Origin of the sequence: Sporosarcina sp. P29, assembly GCF_002743265.1 — a bacterium.
Lineage (GTDB): Bacteria > Bacillota > Bacilli > Bacillales_A > Planococcaceae > Sporosarcina.
The window spans coordinates 329506-347361 of the sequence record NZ_PDYX01000001.1 but is presented as its reverse complement, the minus strand read 5'-3'; the positions used below and the strand labels follow the sequence as shown (position 1 = coordinate 347361).

14 protein-coding genes and 2 riboswitches are annotated in these 17856 nt (G+C 41.1%); of the genes, 10 read left to right on the top strand and 4 right to left on the bottom strand.

What is annotated here, in order from left to right:
- Positions 1 to 29: 29 nt before the first annotated feature.
- The 3 genes from CSV68_RS01625 to CSV68_RS01615 all read right to left on the bottom strand — a co-directional run bounded on the left by CSV68_RS01625 (position 30) and on the right by CSV68_RS01615 (position 3235).
- Positions 30 to 1274, bottom strand: coding sequence for a quaternary amine ABC transporter ATP-binding protein (locus tag CSV68_RS01625; protein ID WP_099661322.1), 1245 nt, complete (start codon positions 1272 to 1274; stop codon positions 30 to 32).
- The gene (locus tag CSV68_RS01620; RefSeq protein ID WP_483315627.1) at positions 1271 to 2089 is read right to left on the bottom strand and encodes an ABC transporter permease; all 819 of its coding nucleotides are present in this window, start codon (positions 2087 to 2089) and stop codon (positions 1271 to 1273) included. The genes CSV68_RS01625 and CSV68_RS01620 overlap by 4 nt, the downstream gene beginning before the upstream one ends.
- Positions 2090 to 2242: 153 nt before the next feature.
- The gene (locus CSV68_RS01615; RefSeq protein ID WP_233192834.1) at positions 2243 to 3235 is read right to left on the bottom strand and encodes an ABC transporter substrate-binding protein; all 993 of its coding nucleotides are present in this window, start codon (positions 3233 to 3235) and stop codon (positions 2243 to 2245) included.
- A gap of 542 nt (positions 3236 to 3777) precedes the next feature.
- Between CSV68_RS01615 and cyoE the strand changes: the two genes are divergently transcribed.
- From cyoE to ribH, 8 genes are all read left to right on the top strand, one after another.
- On the top strand, positions 3778 to 4689 hold the full coding sequence (gene cyoE, locus CSV68_RS01610; protein ID WP_099634976.1) for a heme o synthase: 912 nt from the start codon (positions 3778 to 3780) through the stop codon (positions 4687 to 4689).
- A 137-nt stretch (positions 4690 to 4826) separates the two neighbouring features.
- Positions 4827 to 5954, top strand: a complete 1128-nt coding sequence (locus tag CSV68_RS01605) for a M20 peptidase aminoacylase family protein (protein WP_099661320.1) — start codon at positions 4827 to 4829, stop codon at positions 5952 to 5954.
- Positions 5955 to 5965: 11 nt separating this feature from the next.
- Positions 5966 to 6784 carry a GNAT family N-acetyltransferase gene (locus tag CSV68_RS01600; RefSeq protein WP_099634974.1) on the top strand — a complete coding sequence of 273 codons (819 nt, stop codon included), beginning with the start codon at positions 5966 to 5968 and terminating at the stop codon, positions 6782 to 6784.
- A 13-nt stretch (positions 6785 to 6797) separates the two neighbouring features.
- Positions 6798 to 7910: an o-succinylbenzoate synthase gene (menC, locus tag CSV68_RS01595; RefSeq protein WP_099634973.1), complete on the top strand. Its 1113-nt coding sequence runs from the start codon at positions 6798 to 6800 to the stop codon at positions 7908 to 7910.
- 57 nt (positions 7911 to 7967) lie between these two features.
- Positions 7968 to 8117: riboswitch (FMN riboswitch) on the top strand.
- A gap of 144 nt (positions 8118 to 8261) precedes the next feature.
- Positions 8262 to 9350, top strand: a complete 1089-nt coding sequence (ribD, locus tag CSV68_RS01590) for a bifunctional diaminohydroxyphosphoribosylaminopyrimidine deaminase/5-amino-6-(5-phosphoribosylamino)uracil reductase RibD (RefSeq protein WP_099661319.1) — start codon at positions 8262 to 8264, stop codon at positions 9348 to 9350.
- Between the two features lie 3 nt (positions 9351 to 9353).
- Positions 9354 to 9998 carry a riboflavin synthase gene (gene ribE / locus CSV68_RS01585; protein ID WP_099661318.1) on the top strand — a complete coding sequence of 215 codons (645 nt, stop codon included), beginning with the start codon at positions 9354 to 9356 and terminating at the stop codon, positions 9996 to 9998.
- Positions 9999 to 10012: 14 nt separating this feature from the next.
- Positions 10013 to 11206: a bifunctional 3,4-dihydroxy-2-butanone-4-phosphate synthase/GTP cyclohydrolase II gene (locus CSV68_RS01580; RefSeq protein ID WP_099634970.1), complete on the top strand. Its 1194-nt coding sequence runs from the start codon at positions 10013 to 10015 to the stop codon at positions 11204 to 11206.
- Between the two features lie 12 nt (positions 11207 to 11218).
- The gene (ribH, locus tag CSV68_RS01575) at positions 11219 to 11686 is read left to right on the top strand and encodes a 6,7-dimethyl-8-ribityllumazine synthase (RefSeq protein WP_099634969.1); all 468 of its coding nucleotides are present in this window, start codon (positions 11219 to 11221) and stop codon (positions 11684 to 11686) included.
- A 314-nt stretch (positions 11687 to 12000) separates the two neighbouring features.
- On the opposite strand, the gene metE is transcribed toward ribH, so the two are convergent.
- Positions 12001 to 14295 carry a 5-methyltetrahydropteroyltriglutamate--homocysteine S-methyltransferase gene (gene metE / locus CSV68_RS01570; protein WP_099661317.1) on the bottom strand — a complete coding sequence of 765 codons (2295 nt, stop codon included), beginning with the start codon at positions 14293 to 14295 and terminating at the stop codon, positions 12001 to 12003.
- Positions 14296 to 14443: 148 nt separating this feature from the next.
- A riboswitch (cobalamin riboswitch) is annotated at positions 14444 to 14576 on the bottom strand.
- Positions 14577 to 14966: 390 nt separating this feature from the next.
- On the opposite strand from metE, the gene CSV68_RS01565 reads away from it, so the two are divergent.
- On the top strand, positions 14967 to 17156 hold the full coding sequence (locus CSV68_RS01565) for a malate synthase G (RefSeq protein WP_099661316.1): 2190 nt from the start codon (positions 14967 to 14969) through the stop codon (positions 17154 to 17156).
- A 138-nt stretch (positions 17157 to 17294) separates the two neighbouring features.
- Positions 17295 to 17834, top strand: a complete 540-nt coding sequence (locus CSV68_RS01560) for a hydrolase (protein ID WP_099661315.1) — start codon at positions 17295 to 17297, stop codon at positions 17832 to 17834.
- Positions 17835 to 17856: the final 22 nt, after the last annotated feature.

Genomic DNA, 17856 nt, shown 5'->3' with positions numbered 1-17856 from the left:
GTGGGCAGTTGCCCATTCTTCCCTTTTGGTTATTTAGTTACATTAACTGTTTCAATAGGAGTAATCAGTATATCCTCGTCTTCCTCTTCTTCAGCGGAGTTGCTAATAATGCTTGAGAGTACATGAACCCGTAAAATAATACCTTCAATACGGTTCGTTTCATCTATAACAACAAGTGGATATTTAGAATCCAGTACACGTGGAATAATATCTTGAACATATTCCTCCGGAGTAGCGGTCAATACATCGGTTGTCATCACTTCTTCTAATGTTTTTTTGTTTTTGACACCTTCGATCGCACCGTCAATTGTTACCAATCCAAGCAACTGTCGTTCGCGATTTGTAATGAAGACACTGGAAATGCCGTGCTCTTCCATATTCTTAATCGCTACATGCAAACCATCTTTGCCGTTCATGACACTTAATGGTTTTGACATAATATTCATTGCTTGTAACACTTTCGAACGGTCAATTTCACGAGTAAAGTCAATAATATAATCGTTTGCGGGTGTTTCTAACAACTCTTCCGGTGTACCGATTTGCTCTACGTGACCATCCTTCATAACCGCCACGCGGTCACCGATACGGAATGCTTCGTTGACATCATGCGTGATGAAGATGATAGTTTTTTGGAGGCGTGTCTGGATATCTAAAAGCTCCATTTGCATCTCTCTGCGAATGAGCGGATCAAGCGCACTGAATGGCTCGTCCATTAAAAGAATATCAGGATCATTCGTCAAAGCACGGGCAATACCTACACGTTGACGCATACCGCCTGATAATTCATCAGGATACTGATTTTCATATCCTTTCAGGCCAACCGTATCGATATGCTTTTGTGCTATATCGCGGCGTTCACTTTTTGATAAACCGCGGATTTCCAGACCGTATTCAATGTTTTCTATAACCGTTCTATGGCTGAATAATCCAAAGTGCTGGAAAACCATTGCGATTTTCTTCTGACGGAAGAATTTCAGTTGTTCTTTATTATATTTGACAATATTCTCACCATCTACATAGATTGCGCCTGACGTAGGCTTGTTTAATAAGTTGAAGCAACGGATCAGTGTTGATTTACCACTTCCGGATAGGCCCATAATTACGAAAGTTTCACCTTCCATGATTTCCATGTTGGCGTTATAGACACCTACAGTATGTCCAGTCTTTTCAAGGATTTCCCGCTTAGAAGCCCCTTTTTCAATCATTGGAATGATTTTCTTAGGGCGAGGACCAAAGATCTTAGTGACATTTTCTACTTTAAGTTTTACGGTCATGCTGATCTCCTCCCTGTACTTTGTAGGCGGTTTGCCACTCCATTTGTTAAACGGTCAATAATAATCGCTAAGAACACGATACTGATACCCGCTTCGAATCCTAGTGAAATATTGATTTGGTTAATCGAGAATAGTACACGTTCACCCAAACCGTGAGCACCAACCATAGAACCAACAACGGCCATGGATAAAGCCATCATCGTGGTTTGGTTAATTCCTGCCATCATAGTAGGCAGTGCCTGTGGTAATTGTACTTTCATCAACATTTGATTTCGAGAAGAACCGAATGATTCTGCTGACTCAATCACTTCAGAATCAACATTTCGAATACCGAGTTCTGTTAGACGGATAACTGGTGGTAAGGCGTAAATGATGGTCGCAATAATTGCAGGAACGTTCCCAAGAGGGAAGAAGAATATTACAGGTATCAAGTAGACAAAAGTAGGCATCGTCTGCATAGCATCCAATAGAGGACGCATGATGACAGAGAAAGTTTTACTAAATGCCATCAAGATACCGACTGGAATACCGATTGCTAGGGATAGAACAACAGAAATGACGATAATAGCAACTGTTGTCATCGTATCTTCCCATAAATTAAAGGAACCAATCAAAAAGATAAAGGCGGCAAACATGATACCATTTAAAATGGAATTTAAATACCAACCAAGTAGGAAAACAATAATCATAATGGCCCACCAAGGTGTTGCGAGTAAAGCGGTTTCAATCGTTCGGATAGTAGTGGAAGCAATAGTGAAGATAAAATCAAATAACCAACCAAAGTTCATTGCAAGAAAATCAATAAACTTCTCCACATAATCTCCTATAGGTATTCTGACGTTAGGGAATTCATTCATAGGCAGTAAGCTAGGACGTACTAGCTTGTCCCTCTCTTTCTCTACTTTTAGTATTAGTGCAAATTAAAAAGGGTGGAGCGGAAAGCGTCCACCCCGTAAATCTATGAAGTATTACAGTGCTGCTTTTACTTTCTCAGCAACATCTTCAGGTACCCATGAAGTCCAAAGTTCTTCATTTTCCTTCATGAACCATTTTGCAGTATCTTCTGGACTCGCTTCATTATCGCCCATATACTCTAATGCTTCTTCAGTTAATGCACTGCTAGTTTCGTAATTGCTTAAGAACTCTACTACTTCAGGAGCCTGTGTTTTCAAGTCTTTGTGAACGCTGACGAAAACATCATTCGGAGGGAATGCGCCAGACTTGTCTTTATCCCAAGCCTCTTGATCAAATGGATCGTCTTCAAGAAGAGTTAAATCGTATGTTGCAGTCACCCAAGTAGGGGACCAGTAATATCCAACCCAAGGCTCACCTTTTTTATATGCACTAGCTAAGTCCGCTACGATAGATGAGTCTGAACCTGGAGCCAAATACGTAAACTTTTCATTTAATCCATAAGTAGTTAGCTTTTCATCTAAGTGTTTACTAATTATCCAGCTAGATGGTGCACCGATGATCCGTCCTTTATCCTTGTTTTCAGGATCTTTGAATAGTTCGGGATACTTTTCTAAGTCTTTAATAGTTTTTAAATCTGGAGCTACTGCTTCAATATTGCGCTCTGGATCGCCTTTAATAACGTATGTAGGAACATACAGGCCTTGTGAGTTATCGTCGAAGTTTGTCGATACGGATTCAATGTCTCCGCTGTCAATTGCGTTTGTATACGCATCACCCAAGTTATCAGACCAAACTTCCGTATACACTTGTAGATCACCTTGCTGCAACGCTTGCAATGTTGCAGAAGAAGTACCGTTTACTATCTCCGTGTCATAGCCATAGCCTTCTTCTAATATAATTTGTGCAATGCCGTTGTGGATACGAATACTATCCCATCCTGCATCTGCCAGTTTAATTGTACTAATTGAATCTTTGCTGTCACTATTACCGCACGCTGTTAATAGTAGTAATGTAAAGACAGATAAAAACAACATAATCCTTCTCAAAAAATCAAACCCTTTCTTTTTTATATTTTTTCATCACGAAATGCTGTTTTTTGCTCGAATCTCTTAAAATCAGACATGAGATATAATGTGTAGATAGTTCAAGAGATCAAGGAAAAACCATCATTTTTCTCGTGGTACTATTAAACGAGTTTACAGGATAATTAAATTAATATCAATTTAATTATTTAGAAAACTATTGATTTTATGCGCTTTTAAAGAGATGTTTAGCTGTGTTTTGTAATGAAAAAAGTAAACGGTGTTCGATGGATCATGGTGGGTGAACGGAGGTGCTAGCCTATAAGGGGTATAGGGTCAGGCTTTGTCGAATAATGGAGACAAATGATAATTTATAGTATGCTGACTGTGTATAAAAAAGGAAAATTTATCATACAATATGTTTATTTATGCACTTCGGACAAATCTTTGTAACAGTTTATAAGGAATTGTCCTGATTTTTTGATTTTGCTTTTAAGAAAATGATATAGTTATATGTACGAATGGAAAAAATATTTAAATGTAACGTAAAAGGAGAACGGACCCATATGACGAAAGAAGCCCATATTGTTTCGAGTACTACTCAAAGCCGCTCGGCGTCTACCTTCTTCTCGGATATTAAATCATTAGTTAAAGGACCTGTACTCATCGCGAATATATTTCCGGTTTTTACGGGGTTTTGGTTGGCACTATATTTTTCAGGTATGACACTCACCGGTAACTGGGGTGTGTTTCTGCTAACCATGATAGGTAGCACCTTTCTTGTTGCAGGTGCGCTTGTAATGAATAACTGGTTTGATTCTGATATTGATACGGTGATGGAAAGAACAAAAAACCGTCCGACTGTGACAGGTAATTTTGCTTTAAAAACCGTATTAAATATTGGTTTGATATTATCGGGAATTGGAATGTTATTATTATTATTCACTACATTAGAAGCGGCAATTTATGCATTTATCGGATGGTTTACGTATGTAATACCCTATACCATGTGGTCTAAACGCAAATATACTTTAAATACGGTCATTGGTAGTGTGTCAGGCGCAGTTACCCCTCTCATTGGGTGGGCAGCTATAATGCCGGCGGATCATGTTGTACCGATTGTTTTGGTTGCTATACTATTTATTTGGCAAATGCCTCATACATTTGCGATCGCTATGAAGAAGTACAAAGATTATAGTGCGGCTAATGTGGCGATGTTGCCTGTCGTTTATGGCTTTAATTTTACTAAACGCCAAATGCTCGTGTATGTACTATGTTTATTGCCGTTACCGTTTTTATTAACGATGTTCGGCACTACATTCATTTTCATCGCGACATTGATGAACCTTGGATATATTGCGGCTAGTATCTACGGGTTCTATGCAAAAGATGATTATAAGTGGGCTAACTTCATGTTCTTATACTCAGTCAATTACATGACGTTATTATTTGGCATGATGATCCTTTGGACTTTTTAAACCATGCGAAAAAGACTTCCTTTCACACAACGTGAAAGAGAAGTCTTTTTTATGTTAGAATTATTGAGAAGTTTGAAAAGTCAGGATTAAATAATTCAATATATAACAATGAATAGTAGATTTTGGGAGGCGCTTTAATGAATGAGCAAGTACAGTTACTGAAGCCGAAATTGGATGAAGTGTTTGCGCATTTGCATAGTCATCCGGAAGTGAGTTGGAAAGAAACAAAAACAACGGCATATTTGAAGGGATATCTTGAGCGTGAAGGATTTAATGTACATGTCTTCGACGGAATAACGGGATTATATGTGACGATCGGTGAAGGCAAGCCAATAGTTGGATTACGTGTAGATATAGATGCATTGTGGCAAGAAGTGGACGGTGTCTATCGAGCGAATCACTCATGCGGACATGATGGACATATGACAATGGGAGTTGGCGCGTTGCTTATGGCTAAAGAACGTGGAATTCCTCAAAAAGGAACATTAAAAGTATTCTTCCAACCTGCAGAAGAGAAAGGGAAAGGTGCGCTAGCTGTTCTTGAGCAAGGGTTGATCGATGATATAGATTACTTATTTGGCGTTCATGTACGGGCTGCAGATGAAATGGCTGACGGTTGCTCCGCTGCCTCACTGCGTCACGGTGCAGCGAAAATGATTAGTGGAACAATAAAAGGAACGGAAGCACATGGCGCAAGACCGCATCAAGGAAAGAATGCCATTGAGGTTGGCGCTTCGTTAGTGGGAGGTTTACAGTCTATTCATTGTAATCCAATGGTTTCTCATTCGGCGAAGATGACGATGTTCCAAGCGGGAGGCGAATCTGCAAATATTATACCAGGAAATGCAAAATTCAGTTTGGATTTACGCGCACAGGAAAATAAAGTTATGGATGAATTATACGAAAAGGTAGAGCGTGTAATTCAAGCGATAGAAAAACAATACGATGTAGAAATCAACTATGAAGTAATGGCAGAAATGGTCGCGGCGGAAGTAAATACTGAAGCGGAAGATCTACTGTATCAGGCGATTGCTAAAGTGGTGGGTGAAGAGAAAACTACACGTACCGTTGTCACGCCTGGAGGAGAAGATTTCCATTTTTATTCTGTCAAACGGCCCACTGTTAAAAGTACAATGCTAGGTTTGGGGTGCGGCTTAACACCAGGACTTCACCATCCGGACATGACATTTAATCAAGACGCGCTGGCAACGGGAGTTGAAATTCTGACTACTGCCATCGAATTAACATTCCAATCAAAAAAATAGAAGGTGACAGTATGAAGAAGGATTTACAGCTCAGAAAAGTGACAGCTATCGAAGATATTCATTCCATGCAAATGCTTGAGAAACAAATTTGGGGAATGGAACCAATCCCTGTCCATCAGACTATTACAGCGGTCAAAAATGGTGGATTGATTGTTGGGGCGTTTCTAGAGGAGCGAATGATCGGCTATTCTTATAGTTTTGCAGGTTATTCGAATGGCCAAATATATTTATGCTCTCATATGCTTGCGGTTGATGAAGAATTTCAGATGAAAGGTATTGGCAAGTTGTTAAAAGAAGAGCAACTACGTCTTGCGCGCGAAATGGGCTATCGGTTAATAGTCTGGACATTTGACCCCCTTGAAAGTCGCAACGCCTACTTGAATACTTCAAAATTATACGGTGTGTGTTATGACTATATAGTGGATTGCTATGGGAAAATGGACGATGGGTTAAACAAAGGCTTGCCGACTGATCGTTTTCAAGTTGCCTGGTGGATTGATAGTCCGCGTGTGTTGGAGAAATGGCAACCTAATCTAGTGTATAGTCGTCCCTTTCCAATTCGCTTGAGTGATGAGGCGCACCCGATCATGCAATTGCCGGAAACGAATGAATGGTTACAGGCGGAAGCGATAGAAGTACCAGTTCCTAAACATATTCAATTGATCAAGAAAGAAAATCCGCAATTGTCTTATGAATGGCGAATGAAGACGAGAACTATATTTCAGCAACTGAGTGGCGAAGGATTTGCTTTGATTGATGTATGCAGAACAGAAGAATCTGTACAATACTATCGGTTCTGCAAGAAATCCATTATTCCGTTGCAAAATTAAAGGAGCTTATCCAATGAAAATTAATTCGGTTACACTTCGTAGAATGAACATGACGATGAAACATCCGTTTACTACAAGTTTCGGAACGATTCAGAAGAAAGACTTTCTGTTGGCGACTGTCGCAGACGCGGATGGTCATGAGGGGTGGGGAGAGTCTGTCGCGTTTACGGCACCTTGGTATAGTGAAGAGACGACCGAAACTACGATTCATATGCTGCGCGATTTCTTGATTCCAGCAGTACTTGGCAAAACTATTACACATCCTGATGAAGTAAGTGGCTTATTTGGACATATCCGCAAAAATAATATGGCTAAAGCAACAATTGAAGGGGCGATATGGGATGTATATGCGAAGCATCACCATATGACGCTCGCCGCAGCACTCGGAGGGAAACGTCAACGTATTGAAGTTGGTATCAGCATTGGAATTGAAGAAAATGTTGAAGATTTATTGGCCAATATTACAAGCTTTATAGAAGAAGGATATAAGCGCATTAAAGTGAAAATTAAACCGGGGTATGATGTGGAGGTGATTCGCGCCATTCGACAAGCCTATCCTGATGTACCATTAATGGCGGATGCCAACTCAGCATATACGCTAGAGGATGTAGAGTTGTTGAAAGAATTGGACCAGTTTAATTTGATGATGATTGAGCAACCACTCGCTTCGGATGATATTATTGATCACGCAACACTGCAAAAACAAATTAAGACACCTATCTGTCTAGATGAGAGTATTCATTCGTTGGAAGATACACGTAAAGCTATCGAACTGGGTAGTTGTAAAATTATTAATGTGAAAATTGGTAGAGTGGGTGGCTTATCAGAAGCGAAGAAAATCCATGATTATTGTGCAACAAAAGGTATCGATGTATGGTGTGGCGGCATGCTGGAATCGGGTATTGGCCGAGCGCAAAACATCGCCTTGACGACATTACCTAATTTCACGTTGCCAGGCGACACAGCAGGGTCTTCACGTTATTGGGAACAAGATATTATTACGCCAGAAGTAGTGGCTACTGAAGGTTATATTACGGTTCCGACCGAAGATGGTATAGGGTATATTCCTAACATGAAAGCAGTGGAACAATTTACAGTCGACAAATGGGTATTTTTATCTGAATAATTATTCAGCTGTTGTTATTTAGTCATCACATGTGCTAGACTCATAATTAATCGAATATGTTTCCTTCGGGGCAGGGCGTAATTCCCTACCGACGGTGATGAGCTTACAGGCTCTTAGTCCGTGACCCGGATGCTTTATTTAAAGCAGAAGGTGGATTTGGTGAAACTCCAAAGCCGACAGTTAAAGTCTGGATGAGAGAAGGAACAGTGCGTATATACTACATGTAATGAATTTTTCATTACTGTTTATAACGTTTATTTAGTCATGGTTACAAGCCCCGCATACTCTTTTGCGGGGCTTTTTGTATGTAGAATTGTCACTAGAGGAATACCGTAAGTGGAGTGTTGCTCAATGAATCAAAATTATATGGAAATGGCTTTGCAACTCGCTGAAAATGTGGCAGGTCAAACCTCTCCTAACCCTCCGGTAGGTGCAGTCATCGTAAAAGATGGCCGAATTATTGGAATGGGTGCACATTTACAAGCGGGAGAGCGTCATGCAGAACGAGTCGCACTTGATATGGCGGGAGCAAATGCAACGGGTGCTGATTTGTTTGTAACGCTGGAACCTTGTTCACACACTGGTAAAACTTCACCTTGTGCTGATGCCGTTATTCAAGCGGGTATCAAACGTGTCTATGTTGCGATAACGGATCCAAATCCGCTTGTCGCAGGTAAAGGCATTGCAAAACTTCGTGGAGCAGGAGTGGAGGTAACGGAGGCGGTTTGTGTTGAACGCGCAAAAAAACTATACGAACCATTTGTTCATTTTATCAAAAACAAAACACCTCATGTGACAATGAAAACAGCTATGACGATAGACGGTAAGATTGCGACTTCAAAAGGAGATAGTAAGTGGGTGACGAGTGAGCAAGCACGACTCGATGTCCATCAGCTTCGACATACGCAAGATGCAATTTTAGTAGGTGTGCAAACGCTTCTTCATGATAATCCTCTTCTCACCACCAGACTGCCCCTAGGTGGACAACATCCTATTCGAGTTATTTTAGATACATCTTTACGAACACCGGAATCTAGCCAGATCATTCAAAATGCAGAAGCACCGACGTGGATTTTTTGCGGAAAATATGCGGAATTATCACGTGAAAAGTTACTCAAGAAACCGCATGTCCAGATTATCCGAATGCAGAAACCTCAACTAATTGTAGAAGATATTCTACTAGAGCTAGGAAGACGTAGTGTCATGACGTTGCTCGTAGAAGGTGGGGCGGCTATTAATGCTTCATTCGTAAAAGCGCGAGCTGTGCAGAAAGTCATTTGCTACGTAGCGCCCAAATTACTAGGTGGAATTGGATCTTTGACACCGATTAGTGGACTGGACCCCCTATTGATGAGTGAAGCTCTTCCGTTAACATTTGAAAGTGTGGAAATGATCGGTCCGGACATTAAAATCACAGCTGTACTGAAAGAGAGTGATTGAACAGTGTTTACAGGAATAATTGAAGAGATTGGTTTAGTTCAGCAAATACAACCTGGTGCTCAATCTATGACTCTAACGATCGCTGCATCTCTTGTATTGACAGATGTGAGTGTTGGAGACAGTATCGCGGTCAATGGTGTCTGTTTAACGGTAAAGAGCTTTTCAAAAGACCGGTTTGCGGCGGACGTTATGCCTGAAACCGTATCCTCTACATCCTTAAGAAAATTAGCAACGGGAAGTCCTGTGAACCTAGAGCGAGCACTCGCAGCAAATGGCAGATTGGGTGGACATTTTGTCACGGGACATGTAGATGGAATAGCCACAATCCGTGAAAAGCGAACTGTTGATAATGCGTTATATATACGCTTGTCCTTACCGCAAGGATATAATCCCTATTTATTACATAAGGGCTCAATCGCATTGGATGGTACTTCATTGACGATCTTCGAAGTGAAGGATACGGATATAACGATTTCGTTGATCCCGCACTCACAGGAAATGACCGTCATTGCGAAAAAGCAAGTAGGGGATATAGTCAATTTCGAATGCGATATGCTCGCTAAATATGTTGAGAACATGTTGCGAAAAAGACTAGATACAGATCAAACGATGTCGAAAGACTTTTTACAACAACACGGATTTATGTGAAGGAGTGAATGAAGATGTTTCATACAATCGAAGATGCGTTAGAAGATTTACGTCAAGGTAAAGTTGTTATCGTGGTGGATGATGAAGATCGAGAAAATGAAGGGGATTTTGTGGCGTTGGCCGACAAGGTTACGCCTGAAATTATCAACTTCATGGCAACAAAAGGTCGAGGCTTGATTTGTGTTCCCGTAACAGAACAAAAAGCAAGACAACTAGGTTTGCAAATGATGACCGATAATAATACAGATTCACATGGTACTGCGTTTACGATTAGTGTCGATCACAACTCTACGCATACCGGAATCAGTGCATTTGAACGAGCAGATACAATCGTAAAAATGATGGAAACGAATGCAACAGCAGGCGAATTCAAACGTCCGGGGCATATATTTCCACTTGTAGCGAAGTCAGGTGGTGTACTAGAACGTACAGGACATACTGAAGCTGCAGTAGATTTGGCGCGATTGGCAGGCAGCGCGTCGGCCGGTGTAATTTGTGAAATCATGAGTGAGGACGGAACGATGGCGCGTGTACCGGAGTTACGTCAGATGGCGCAAGAGCTAGATTTGAAACTAATCACCATTCAAGACCTCATTCATTATCGTCTACAGCGAGAGCAATTAGTCATTCGTGAAGCAGAGATTAAGTTGCCGACAGATTATGGCGAGTTCCGTATGGTTGGCTATACCGAAACCTTGACAGGAAAAGAACATGTTGCATTAGTAAAAGGTGATGTTACGACGCTAGAACCGGTCCTAGTTAGAGTTCATTCAGAATGTTTAACAGGTGACGTTTTTGGATCATGCCGTTGTGACTGTGGTCCACAACTGCAAGCTGCTCTTTCCCAAATTGAAGAAGAAGGGCGCGGTGTATTGTTGTATATGCGACAAGAGGGCAGAGGTATAGGTTTGATCAATAAACTAAAAGCCTATGAACTGCAAGAACAAGGCTATGACACGGTAGAAGCGAATGAAAAACTTGGGTTTGCTGCTGATTTACGTGATTACGGTATCGGTGCACAAATTCTACGGGAACTTGGTATTACGCAAATGCGTTTGTTAACGAATAATCCAAAGAAAATCGCTGGTTTAAAAGGATATGAATTGGAAGTAGTGGAACGCGTCGCAATCCAGCTACCTTTTAATGAAGCGAATGAAAAGTATTTACACACAAAGGCGGAAAAACTAGGTCATTTATTAACTTTATGAGGAGAGATGAAAATGGGTAATTTATTCGAAGGGCATTTAGTAGGTACGGGTTTAAAGGTAGGCATCGTCGTAGGGCGGTTTAACGAATTCATCACAGGGAAGTTACTTTCAGGTGCACAGGACGCGTTCAAACGTCATGGTGTAGACGAGGCAGATGTAGACATAGCATGGGTGCCAGGCGCATTCGAAATCTCATTGATTGCAAAGAAAATGGCGGATTCGAAAAAGTATGATGCAGTCATTACGCTCGGTACGGTCATTCGTGGTGCAACTCCTCATTTTGACTTTGTTTGTAATGAAGTGGCAAAAGGTGTTTCACAAGCTGGCATGCAATCGGGTGTCCCGGTAATCTTCGGCGTACTCACAACGGATACGATTGAGCAATCAATCGAACGTGCAGGGACTAAGGCGGGGAACAAAGGCTGGGACGCAGCAGTGTCCGCTATTGAGATGGCAAATCTAACGAAGCAGTTTGACTGATTATTAATAAAGTGAAAAGAGGATGTCCTGGAAGTTACTTTACTTCACGGGGCGTCCTCTTTTATACTGTGTAATTCAAATTCATAGTGTGTTAACGAAAGGATTGAAGCTCGAGGTTCCGTTTCAATCCTACTTACCAAGTGAGGGTACTTACATCACCCACTGACATTGCAAGGGGGTGGCGTCTTCTAACTAGTCCCTGTGTAGCGCAAAACCCATCATGAACTCCTATACATGTTGCTCTATATCCATCTCGCTACGAACAAAAGACAGTCCGAGAAATCGTGTTGATTTCTTGAACTGTCTTAAATTCGTTATTTTACCGCTACTACGCCTAACTTTTCTCGTGCCTGTACAGTCGCAATCACCATATTCTTCAATGCTGCAACAGTCTCCTCGCGCTTTCTCGTCTTCAAACCACAATCCGGATTGATCCAGAACTGGTTAGGCTCGAGAACTTCAAGACCTTTGTTGATAATTTCCGTCATCTCTTCGACTGCAGGGACGCGTGGGCTATGGATGTCGTAGACGCCTAGACCGATTCCTTTGTCATAATGATACTCATTGAAAGCCTCGACCAAGTCGCCGTGACTACGTGAAGTTTCGATAGAGATTACGTCTGCATCCAGTGCGCTAATCGCTTCGATAAAGTCGTTGAAATCACAATAACACATATGCGTATGAACTTGCGTCGTATCCTCCACTGAAGCAGTAGATACGCGGAATGCATTAACAGCCCAATCTAGATAGTGTTTCCATTCAGTTTCCTTCAATGGAAGACCTTCGCGAAGTGCTGGCTCGTCGACTTGAATCATATGAATACCAGCTGCCTCAAGCGCTTCAATTTCCTTACGCAAAGCAAGTGCGATTTGGTTTGTCACTTCTTCTCTGGACAGGTCATCACGAACGAATGACCAATTTAAAATGGTTACAGGGCCCGTAAGCATTCCTTTTACTTCATGATCAGTAAGAGATTTCGCGTAAACAGATTCTTCAACAGTCATTGGCTTCGTGAACGCAACATCTCCAAAGATAATTGGTGGCTTAACACAACGTGAACCGTAGGATTGTACCCATGCTTTTTCAGTAAAGACAAAGCCGTCTAACTTTTCACCGAAATATTCCACCATGTCCGTACGTTCAAATTCACCATGCACCAAGACATCAAGTCCCAAGTCCTCTTGAATATCGATCCATTCTTTAATTTCAGCATGAACGAAGTCTTTGTATTGCTGATTCGTAATTTCGCCTTTTCTCCATTTATTCCGTGTAGCCCGTACTTCTGGTGTTTGTGGGAAACTACCGATTGTAGTAGTGGGAAGGAGCGGCAATTGGAATTTTTCCTGTTGCTTTACTTTACGCTCCGCGAAAGGAAGATTCCGCTTACTATCAGAGAGTAGACTTCCGGAAGTCGCTTCACGCACTTCTTTATTATTGCGTGCGGGAAGGGCGTTAAATGCAGTCAATGCTGCTTCACTGTTTTCAAATACATTAGTGAATTTTTCTTTTCCGTATTGTAGAGCTGTTTGAATAGCTTTTATTTCTTGCAACTTCTCGTCGGCGAATGCTAATGCGTTCAAGATAGTTGGATCTAGTTTCTGTTCCGAGCGAGTCGTCACAGGTGAGTGGAGCAAGCTACATGAAGGTTGAATCCACAATTTATCAAGTGAGACTTGCTGATGGATAGTTTCAGCCAATGTTAGTTTTTCATGTAAATTTGATCGCCATACGTTTCGTCCATCTATAATCCCTGCTGCAAGCACTTTGTCTCCAGGGAAACCATATTGCTTCAGATATTCTAAATTTTTCTCGCGTCCGTGGACGAAATCGAGACCGATCGCTGCAACTGGTAACGCGATTGTTTCTGTATAATGTTCTACTGAATCGAAATATGTCTGTAGAAGAATGTTCAGTCCATTCAGATTCTTCGTCAGCTGTGAATAAATTTCTGTAACGGTCTTCATTTCATCTAAGCTAATCGATGTACATAGAATTGGCTCGTCGATTTGAACCCATTGTACACCTTCATCCTGTAATTCCTTTAGTACTCTTTGATAAAGTGGAATCAGTTGTAGGATGATGGATGGTACATCTTTATCTTCAAACCCTTTAGATAATTTAAGTAATGTATAGGGGCCAAGTAGAACAGGTTTACCTTCAATACCTAGTTCTTTCTTTGCTTCACGATAAGCAGCTAGCGGTTTGTTTTCAGTCAGTTCAAAACGCTGACCTTCGTATTCTGGCACGATATAGTGATAGTTCGTATTGAACCATTTTGTCATTTCGGAAGCGACTGCCTCATCATTACCACGAGCCATCGAAAAGTATGTCGAAGTAGAAACTTGTCCGCCTTTCCAGTTATACCGTGAAGGAATAATTCCGAACATCGCAGACGTATCCAGTACGCGATCGTACAATGTAAAGTCGCCTACAGCAATGACATCAACCCCAGCATCTTGCTGTTTCTTCAAGTTCGCTAAGCGAATCTCTTTCGTTGTTTGAAGAAGCTCATCTTCTGAAATCTTCTTTGACCAAAATGCCTCAAGTGCTCGTTTCCATTCACGATTTTCACCTATTACGGGATAGCCCGCTATGCTGCTTTTTACCATGGATAATTTCCCCCTTGAATTTTTTTGCAATAAAAAAACATTTCTAGGGGAAATGTTAGAAATGCGAGTACATATAAAATAACATGCTATAAATAACATGCGTTTATAGACTGCGTCTGTCTAACACTTCCCTATTCACCGTAGGATTAAGCGTCATGAAAAATAGGCAGGTGTCTGGCTGGACGCATCAGCGTCTTCACAGTGGCGGGACCGCTCCGAGAAAAGGATTCCCTTTTAAGAAATGAAAGTATTTTCATTCCACCTACTTTTCAAACTATTCAATTCAGATGATTGTCTCTAAAGCTATCACATGCAAAATAGTGTGTCAACTTGCTAACAGAATTTAATCAAGGCTACTTTTTTAAAAAATAGTGAACTTAAATAATGAAACGGAATAATAGCTCTACTGTTATATAACTGTTGAAAATAGCACGTATTAAATCCAAATAGCAATGATGTGGAAATTTTCACAATTCGGTTGAAAGTATACTAGACTTTAGGTATGATATGTACTAACACGTCTTCAATCGAAGAAGTCATTGGTCTTTTATGTGTCGATTTTTGATCGACAGGCTATGGGGTGTTGCCGAATACTAGACGATGATAGGTGTTCATCGCTATATGTTATACAACAGAATAGCGCAAAAAATATTAAGGGGTGGCTTTTATCCATGACAAACTATGAAAAAGTAGGTAAATTGCAAGTCGCAACAGAACTATATAACTTCGTTAAAGAAGAAGTTCTTCCGGGCTTAGAAATTCAAAATGAACAATTTTGGACAAACTTTGATTCGCTCATTCATGAACTTGCTCCTGAAAACAAAGCGCTATTAGAAAAACGCGATGAATTGCAAAAGACCATTAGCGAATGGCACCAAAATAATAAAGGCGAGATTGATTTCGCTAAATATAAAGAGTTTTTACAAGAGATTGGCTATTTAGAGCCAGTTCCTGAGGACTTCAAAGTGACAACAGCTAACGTTGACAATGAAGTCGCAAACCAAGCAGGCTCACAATTAGTAGTACCGATTGATAATGCTCGTTATGCATTAAATGCAGCGAATGCTAGATGGGGAAGTCTATACGATGCACTTTACGGATCGGATGTAATTAGTGATGAAGCGGGTGCTGAAGCTGGTGTTCAATACAATCCGATTCGTGGACAGAAGGTTATTGATTTTGCCAAGAACTTATTAGATCAAGCAGCACCTTTAGCTGAGGGTTCTCATGCAGACGTAACAGCTTATAAAATTGTAGAAGGTAAACTTCAAGTGACGCTTGAAAGCGGTAACACAGCTCTATTGCAAGATGAGTCCAAGTTCGTTGGATATAACGGCAGTGAAGACGCGCCGACTGCTGTATTGTTAGTGAATAATGGGTTGCATATCGAAATCGCAATCGACAAGAATAATCCAATCGGTAAAAGTGATAAAGCGGGCGTGAAAGATCTAGTACTTGAAGCGGCACTTTCTACGTTGATGGACTGTGAAGATTCGATTGCCGCAGTGGATGCTGAAGATAAAGTTGGCGTATACCGTAACTGGCTTGGTCTAATGAAGGGTGACTTGGAATCTACATTCAAGCGCGGTAGTAAAACAGTTACAAGAAAACTAAATGCCGATCGTACGTATACTGGTGGTGATGGCAAGCAGTTGACGCTGCGTGGTCGTTCATTAATGTTCGTACGTAACGTAGGACACTTAATGACTAACAATGCGATCCTCGACGAAAATGGCAACGAAGTACCTGAAGGCATCTTGGACGGTGTTCTTACATCTTTGATTGCTACGCATAACTTTAAAGAAAACGCAGAGTTTAAAAACTCGCTTCACAAATCCATTTACATCGTAAAGCCGAAAATGCATAGTCCAGCTGAGGCGGCATTTGCAAACAAACTATTTGATCGTATTGAAGATCTACTAGGTGTTGAGCGCAATACGATTAAAATTGGGGTTATGGATGAAGAGCGCAGAATGTCACTGAATCTGAAATCTGCAATTAACGAAGTGAAAGAGCGTATTGCATTTATCAATACTGGATTCCTTGATCGTACAGGTGACGAAATCCATACATCTATGGAAGCAGGCCCAGTCATTCGCAAAGCGGATATGAAGACATCTGAATGGCTATCTTCTTATGAATCTGCAAACGTGGCAGTAGGAATAGGAGCGGGTCTACCTGGACACGCGCAAATTGGTAAAGGAATGTGGGCTATGCCTGACTTAATGGCTGCGATGCTTGAACAGAAAATCGCTCATCCAAAAGCGGGAGCGAGCACTGCATGGGTTCCATCACCAACAGCTGCCATTTTGCATGCATTGCATTACCATGAAGTAAATGTTAAAGAAGTACAAGCCGGAATCGATAGTTCAATTGATTACCGCGATGGTATCCTTGATATTCCATTGGCACCTAATGCGGACTGGTCTGCTGAAGAAGTACAATCGGAACTAGATAACAACGCACAAGGAATCCTAGGTTATGTAGTTCGCTGGATCGACCAAGGAGTAGGGTGTTCAACAGTTCCTGATATCAATGATGTCGGATTAATGGAAGACCGTGCGACATTACGAATTTCGAGTCAGCACATTGCAAACTGGTTACGTCATGGCGTTTGTACGAAAGAACAAGTAGAGGAAACGTTGGAGCGAATGGCAAAAGTAGTGGATCAGCAAAACGCGGATGATGAATTGTATCAGCCGATGGCACCGAACTATGATGATTCCATCGCGTTCCAAGCTGCATCTGACCTGATCTTTAAAGGAGTAGAACAGCCGAGTGGATATACAGAGCCAATCTTGCATGCTCGACGTATTGAAGCGAAAGCAAAAGCAAAACAAAAAGCGACAGTACAAAACTAATAACCATTCCAAACCGACTCTCTTTCACTAACGAAAGAGAGTCGGTTTTTTACGTATCTAAACAGAGATGGATGTTTTCTAATAAATCTGCAAACATGCTATACTAGCAGGAATGTAGAAAAGGGGGTTGAATAAAACGTGTTGCAAACAAATCAAACGGTTTTCGTACTAGTAGATGTTCAAGGAAAGCTCGCACAAATCGTCAATGAAAGTAAGGAATTGCATGATAACCTGGAAAAACTGATTAAAGGATTACAAGTATTGGATGTGCCGATTCTATGGCTAGAACAATACCCTGATGGTCTAGGTCCGACTACTGAAACGTTATCGAACTTGCTTGAAGGCCAGCAACCGATTGCAAAAATGACATTCAGCGCAATGGGTAATGAAGAATTTGTTAATCAACTGGAGAAGCTGGGAAGAAAGCAAGTATTAATTGCGGGAATTGAAACGCATATTTGCGTTTACATGACAGCGGCTGATCTTGTGAAGCATGGCTATGAAGTAGAAGTAGTAGTAGATGCAGTCACTTCCAGAACAGAAGCTAATAAAATGATTGGCTTGCAAAAGATGAAACATCTTGGTGTCTCAGGTACGTGTGTGGAAACAGCTTTGTATGAGTTGCTTGGCAAGGCAGGGACAGATGAATTTAAGCAAGTTTTAAAGGTAATTAAGTAAATTCAAATAGAAAAAGCGAAAT